The sequence below is a fragment of the Poseidonibacter sp. genome (genome assembly GCF_041821165.1).
GTDB lineage: Bacteria > Campylobacterota > Campylobacteria > Campylobacterales > Arcobacteraceae > Poseidonibacter.
The window spans coordinates 1-6,027 of sequence record NZ_JBGUES010000147.1 but is presented as its reverse complement, the minus strand read 5'-3'; the positions used below and the strand labels follow the sequence as shown (position 1 = coordinate 6,027).

5 protein-coding genes are annotated in these 6,027 nt (G+C 25.1%); 2 read left to right on the top strand and 3 right to left on the bottom strand.

Annotated features, from left to right (window positions below; genetic code table 11):
• From ACERKK_RS10440 to ACERKK_RS10430, 3 genes are all read right to left on the bottom strand, one after another.
• A partial coding sequence (locus ACERKK_RS10440) for an ATP-binding protein (protein ID WP_373773021.1) occupies positions 1–1,353 on the bottom strand: 1,353 nt, incomplete at its 3' end.
• Positions 1,340–2,005 (bottom strand): DUF4194 domain-containing protein, encoded by a 666-nt coding sequence (locus ACERKK_RS10435; protein ID WP_373773020.1) that lies wholly within the window; start codon positions 2,003–2,005, stop codon positions 1,340–1,342. The genes ACERKK_RS10435 and ACERKK_RS10440, both read right to left, overlap by 14 nt.
• Positions 1,995–3,401, bottom strand: a complete 1,407-nt coding sequence (locus tag ACERKK_RS10430; RefSeq protein WP_373773019.1) for a Wadjet anti-phage system protein JetA family protein — start codon at positions 3,399–3,401, stop codon at positions 1,995–1,997. Before ACERKK_RS10430 ends, ACERKK_RS10435 begins: the two co-directional genes overlap by 11 nt.
• Positions 3,402–3,506: 105 nt before the next feature.
• Between ACERKK_RS10430 and aat the strand changes: the two genes are divergently transcribed.
• Entirely contained in the window at positions 3,507–4,175 is a 669-nt protein-coding gene (aat, locus tag ACERKK_RS10425; RefSeq protein ID WP_373773018.1) for a leucyl/phenylalanyl-tRNA--protein transferase, read from the top strand.
• 11 nt (positions 4,176–4,186) lie between these two features.
• Positions 4,187–6,027 (top strand): PAS domain-containing protein (locus ACERKK_RS10420; protein WP_373773017.1); only part of this gene is annotated, 1,841 nt, incomplete at its 3' end.

Genomic DNA, 6,027 nt, shown 5'->3' with positions numbered 1-6,027 from the left:
AACTTTATCTAATAACTTTCTAAAAGTAATAACTTGATATTCAATATCAACTGAATTAATATCATTATTAAAGAAGTATTGGTTAAATGAATTTGATGAAAAGTCATCTAAAATTACTTTAAAATCACTAAGAATTGAACATAGTTTTTCAAATTTATCTCTTTTTATAAATATCGCTGATAAATCTCTTGAAATCTTCTCAATATTGCTTATAATATATCTTACATTTGATATTCCATGATTAAAATCTTTTTTTGCATCAGAGATCTTTTTCTCAATCTCTTTTAATTCATGTATCTTATCATTTGAATTTTGTGCGATTTTTAATTCATCAAGCTTATCATTTACATTTTTATCTTCAATTTTTAGCTTATTGATTTTATTTTGTAATCTTTTTATTTCACGTTCTAATTTATTATATTTTTTTTCATCATTTATGATTTTTTGTTCTTGTTTTAAAACTTCATAATTATTATAAATAAAGTGTTCTTCACCTAAAACGTGCCATTTTTTAATTACAGATGATATTTTATTATCAAGATTTGATAAGATATTTATTCCATCTTCTATCTCTTTTGCATCTTTTTTTAATTTATCTAAAGCCCTAATTGTATTTGATAAAGAAGCTACTTCATCTTTCATATCTTTTGGGCTTAAAAATTCATTTCTTACAAAAGCATTTATATTATCAACAGGTCGTGCATGAATAAAATTTGAAAATGCACGTGCTGCTTTTTCAGATAAGGCAGAAGTTGTTTTTGTCTTTCCCCAAAGATTTCCATAAAGAGTATTTAAATAGTCATTTTTATCTAAACAATGAATTACATTATCTTTTGTGTATTTATTTGATAAATTTTTGTATAGTTCTCTATGATTTAATAGTCTATTATTTTCATCTAAAATATCATCTTGTGTTAGTTCATGGTTTTTAATAATGAAAAAATGTAAACTATCTAATATTGGTCTTTTTTCATTTTTTGATTCTTCAAATGAAACACTTCCTGTAATAAGCGCTGTAAAGACACTATAGTTTTCATTTTTTGTATTATTAAAAGTTAAAGCAATTGTACTTCTACAACCATCGGGTCTTGAGAATTTAAATCTATCTTCACCTGCAAAATAACCTTGAATTGTTCTGTATTCTTTATTTCTTTTTTTATTTTGGGCTTCATCTTGTCCTGCGTTATACTGAACAATTCCTTTTTTATTTGCAGTCATTAAAGTTTGAATAGCATCAAGCATTGTACTTTTACCAACGCCTGTCTCACCTGTTAAAAAAACTAAATCAGATAAAATATACTCTTGATTTGGGATGTTCGCCCAGTTTGCAATAATTAGTTTATTGAACTTCATTTACTTCTCCAAGTTCTTGTGTTTCTTCTTGCTCTAAAAATGGTTTTAGCATTTCAGGTAAAATCACTTGTTTAATATAAGGTCTAATAATTAAAGGTCTATCTTCATCTTCAAATACACCTTTTGCAAACTTAATCACTTTTAATTTCCTTAGTGTTCTTAAAGCATCATCTCTTAAAGATTTATTTTCATTTGCAGAAAATGAAAGATATGAAGCAAGTGCTGTATTAAACTCTTCTAACTCAACTTGAACACTTGCATCATCTTCAACAAGACCATCATTAAACTTTTGGTTATATAAAATTGCAAGTGCTATTAAATAAGCGCTCTCTTCTGATGTAAGATTCATTGACATTGATGATTTGATATCAATATCTTCAAAACAATCAGGATAATCAGAACCAGGTGCATATAATCTTATTGATAATAAATCTTCATCATGAATTACAGTAATATTTAAAAGGTTTAAATAATCTTTGATAATACTTTCTAATCTTAAAAAATTATCATAATACTTTTCTTCTTTAGCTGTATCTTCTCTACAAATAACACCATTTTCTAATAAATATGATGTTATTGATTGGAACTCTTCTAAAGAAAGACCTGTTTCTTCTACTAGGTCTATAAATTCATTATATATATTAATTGCCACTAATTTTTTCCTTTTTTCTGATTATGTATTCATCTGTTTTAAAATAAATATTTTCACATTTATTTCCTGTATAAGTTACTTCAAAATTCTCTTTATCTTGTCTCATAATATCTGTTGCATATAAAGCTATTAACATCTCTTTTGGGTTTGTTATTTTAAAACAGTTATTTGTAATAGTTAAACTTTGAGCTTCTTCAAAATGTCTTTCTATATAAGCTCTAATCTCTTTTTGAGAATATGAAAAAGATAGATGTTTTTTTTGTTCAAAATTACTTTTTATATAAGCTTCTATTGGCATTGTAACTTCAGCAGGTAAAAAACTTACTGCTTCATCTTTTTTACTTTTTCTTCTAATTTTTACAGCATTTAAATTTAAAAGCCTAAGATTTGGATATTTTACTGCTTTTCCAATATCTTCTAAAAGTTTTAGTTTTTCATCTTTTGGTTTATTTTTTAGCACATTAGCGATTTTTAGAACTTCTTTATTTTTATTAAAAAACAATGAATTTGTTTGTCTAAAAATAACAGTTCCTCTTTGAATATATGAAGAAATCTCTTTTTTTAATTGAGGTAGTTTAATATCACAAGCATTTTTAAGCCTAAAATCAATTGCATCTAAAATATTTTTTAAAGCATTTGGATTTTTTCTATACATTGGAAAATGTGCTAACAACCTTTTTTGTCGTAATTCTAAACCATCAAGAGATAAATCTTTTACAATTTCTTCAATATCTAAAATATGTCTATTTGCTGAATCTTTACCAAATTTAATAGCAATATCAGAAGCAAATTTATCTTTTACAAAATCAATAAACTTCCCACCTGCAACTTTTACATCTTCCATAGCAAGTTGCATAAGTAGATTTTTTTCATCTCTTAAGTCATTTATATTATCTGTTAAATCAGAAACAATATATTTTGAAAAGTTAATAGCATCTATTAAATCAGCAGGATCATCTGATTTTTTATATGATTCTAGTGAGGCTTTTGTAGCTCTTACATTTCTTTGTCTTACTAAAATATTCTCTTCATCACTAGATGAAAATAAAAGTTGAGCAAACTTTTTACCATTTTTAGTAAAGTTAAATGTTTTGATTAGTAAAGCTTTATCCATAATAAAATCGATCCAACCACAATCTTTTAGTCTTCTAATAATATAAGAAGCCTTATCTTTATCTTCATCTAAAAAGTTTTGTTCATCATCACCTTGCCATGGTATTTCTTGAATTACTGAATAAACAATATCTCTTACTTTTTTTCTATCTAAAGTTTCATCAACAATAAAATCATTTCCATAAAGAGCACCATATAGTGAGATAATTGATTGTTCAATAATCTTATTATTAGCACCTGTTAATACATTAAAAAAGTCTGGATGATTTTGAGTAACTAGCATCTAAGCCTTTCATTATTTTTTCTAAATGGAATTATACTTTGTAAAGTTTAAATATCATCTTTTAGTATAACTCTTTTAGCAAAATTGAGCTAAAATAAGCACATTATGGAATTATTAGATAAAGAAGAATGTATTTACCTTTTAGATGATGATAATTTTGACTTTCCTACTTTGGAAATGATGAATAATGATCTTGTTGCAGTTGGTGGTGATTTCCATCCTCAAAGGCTTATAAATGCCTATGAAAATGGCTTATTTCCTTGGTTTATTGATGAATATAATCATATTCATTGGTTTAGTCCAAATGAAAGAATGGTTTTATATCCAAATGATTTTAAAATTTCAAAAAGTTTGAAAAAGAGTATTAAAAATAAAGGTTTTGTAATAAAGTCTAATGAAAACTTTGAAGAAATAATAAAAAATTGCTCAAATATAAAAAGAAAACATGAAGATGATACTTGGATAAGTGATGAATTTATTCAAGCTTATACAAATCTTTTTAAATTAGGTTATGCTTTTTCTATTGAGTGTTATTTAGAAGATGAACTTGTTGGTGGATTATATGGTGTATTAATTGATGACGTATTTTGTGGTGAAAGTATGTTTGCAAAAGTTCCTGATGCTTCAAAAGTTGCTTTTTATCATTTATGTAAACAAGCCCAAGAGAATGGAATAAAATTAATAGATTGTCAAGTTCATAATAATCACTTAGTATCATTGGGTGCAAAAGAGATAAGTAGAGAAGAGTATTTTAAGATTTTAACAAAAAAGTAAAGGATTTAATTGTGCATATAGCAAATAATCTAGAGCAATTAGATACATTCATAGAATTTATACCTGATTTAGCTTTCTTTAAAGATATGCAGGGTCGATATACTCATTGTAATGAAAAGTTTTTAGAGTTTATTTCTCATAAAAGAGTTGATGTTATAAATAAAACTGATTTTGACTTGTTTTCAAAAGAAAATGCTGATGAATTTGTAAAAATGGATAATGATGTTTTATCTTCAAAAAAAGATAAAATTTTTGATGAAGTATTTAATCATCCCGATAAAACTTGTTCATATTTTCATACAACAAAACAAATCGTAAATGATAAAAACGGAAATGCACTAGGACTTTTTTGTATTGCTAGAAATATTACAATAAGAAAACAATATGAGATTATTTATGAAGATAATCAATCATTATTAGAGTATATTGCAATTGAAAATAACTTAGAAAATATTTTAGATAAAATAGTTTATTTAGCCGAAAATAGAAATCCAAATAGTAAATGTTCGATTTTATTACTTGATAAAGATAAAAAACACCTAATTAAAGGCTCAGCACCAAGTTTACCTGAGTTTTATAATAATGCAGTAAATGGTATAAAAATTGGTGAAAATATTGGTTCTTGTGGAAGTGCTGCTTTTAAAAAGCAAAGAGTTATTATTGATAATATTGATACTCATAGAAACTGGAAAGGTTTTTTACCTTATACAGAAAAAGCAAATCTTCATGCTTGTTGGTCTGAACCAATTATTTCATCTAATAATGAAATTTTAGGTACATTTGCTATTTATTCAAATCAAGCAAAAACGCCTACTGATTATGAGCTTAAACTTATTGCTTCTTATGCACATTTAGCTTCTGTTGCAATTGAGAAGAATATAAACTTTAATTTATTAAGAGAAAAAGAAAATGAGATATTAGAGCAAATCCAAAAATCAAATGATGAATTAAAACAAATAAATACTCTAACGCAATCACTTACAAACTATCAAAGTACCTTATTGTCTTTATTTGATAAAGGTGATGCTGTATTATTTAAATGGAAAAACAATGAAAATTGGGATGTTGAATATATTTCAGAAAGTATTACTAAACTATTAGGTCATGAAAAAGAAGATTTTTTATCATTAAAAGTTGATTATAAATCATGTATTCATCCAGATGATATTGATGATACATATCAAGAAGTAAAAGACTCACTTGAAAAAAAACTTGATTATTTTAAACATCATCCTTATAGAATAATTACAAAAGACAATCAAATAAAATGGGTATTAGATTACACCGTAACACAGAAAAATAAAAAAGGTGAAATCACACACTTTATTGGTTATATCACTGATATTACAGAGCAAAGAAAACAACAAGATATTATTCATCATCAATCAAAAATGGTTTCAATGGGTGAAATGATTGGAAATATTGCTCACCAATGGAGACAGCCATTATCTTTAATATCATCAGTTGCAACTGCTTCTAAATTAGAAAAAGAGCTTGATCTACTTAAAGATGATGTTCTTATAAATAATATGAAACTAATAAATACAAATGCACAATATTTATCAAATACAATCGATGATTTTAGAAATTTTATCAAAGGTGATAGAGATTTAGTATATTTTAATCTTAGTAAAAATATTAATAGTTTTTTAAATGTTGTACAATCTACAATTCAAACATCAGATATTCAAGTAATAAAAAATTTTGATGATGATATTTCAATGTTAAATTATCCAAATGATATGATTCAAGCTTTTATAAATATCTTAAATAACTCAAAAGATGCCCTTGTAAATATTGATAAAAAGGAAAGATTCTTTTTTATCTCAACAAAAAAAATAGAAAATAAAAT

Bases quoted from the DNA above. Each gene is read 5' to 3' on its own strand.
- ACERKK_RS10430 (WP_373773019.1), bottom strand. From the start codon at position 3,401: ATGCTAGTTACTCAAAATCATCCAGACTTTTTTAATGTATTAACAGGT.
- aat (WP_373773018.1), top strand. From the start codon at position 3,507: ATGGAATTATTAGATAAAGAAGAATGTATTTACCTTTTAGATGATGAT.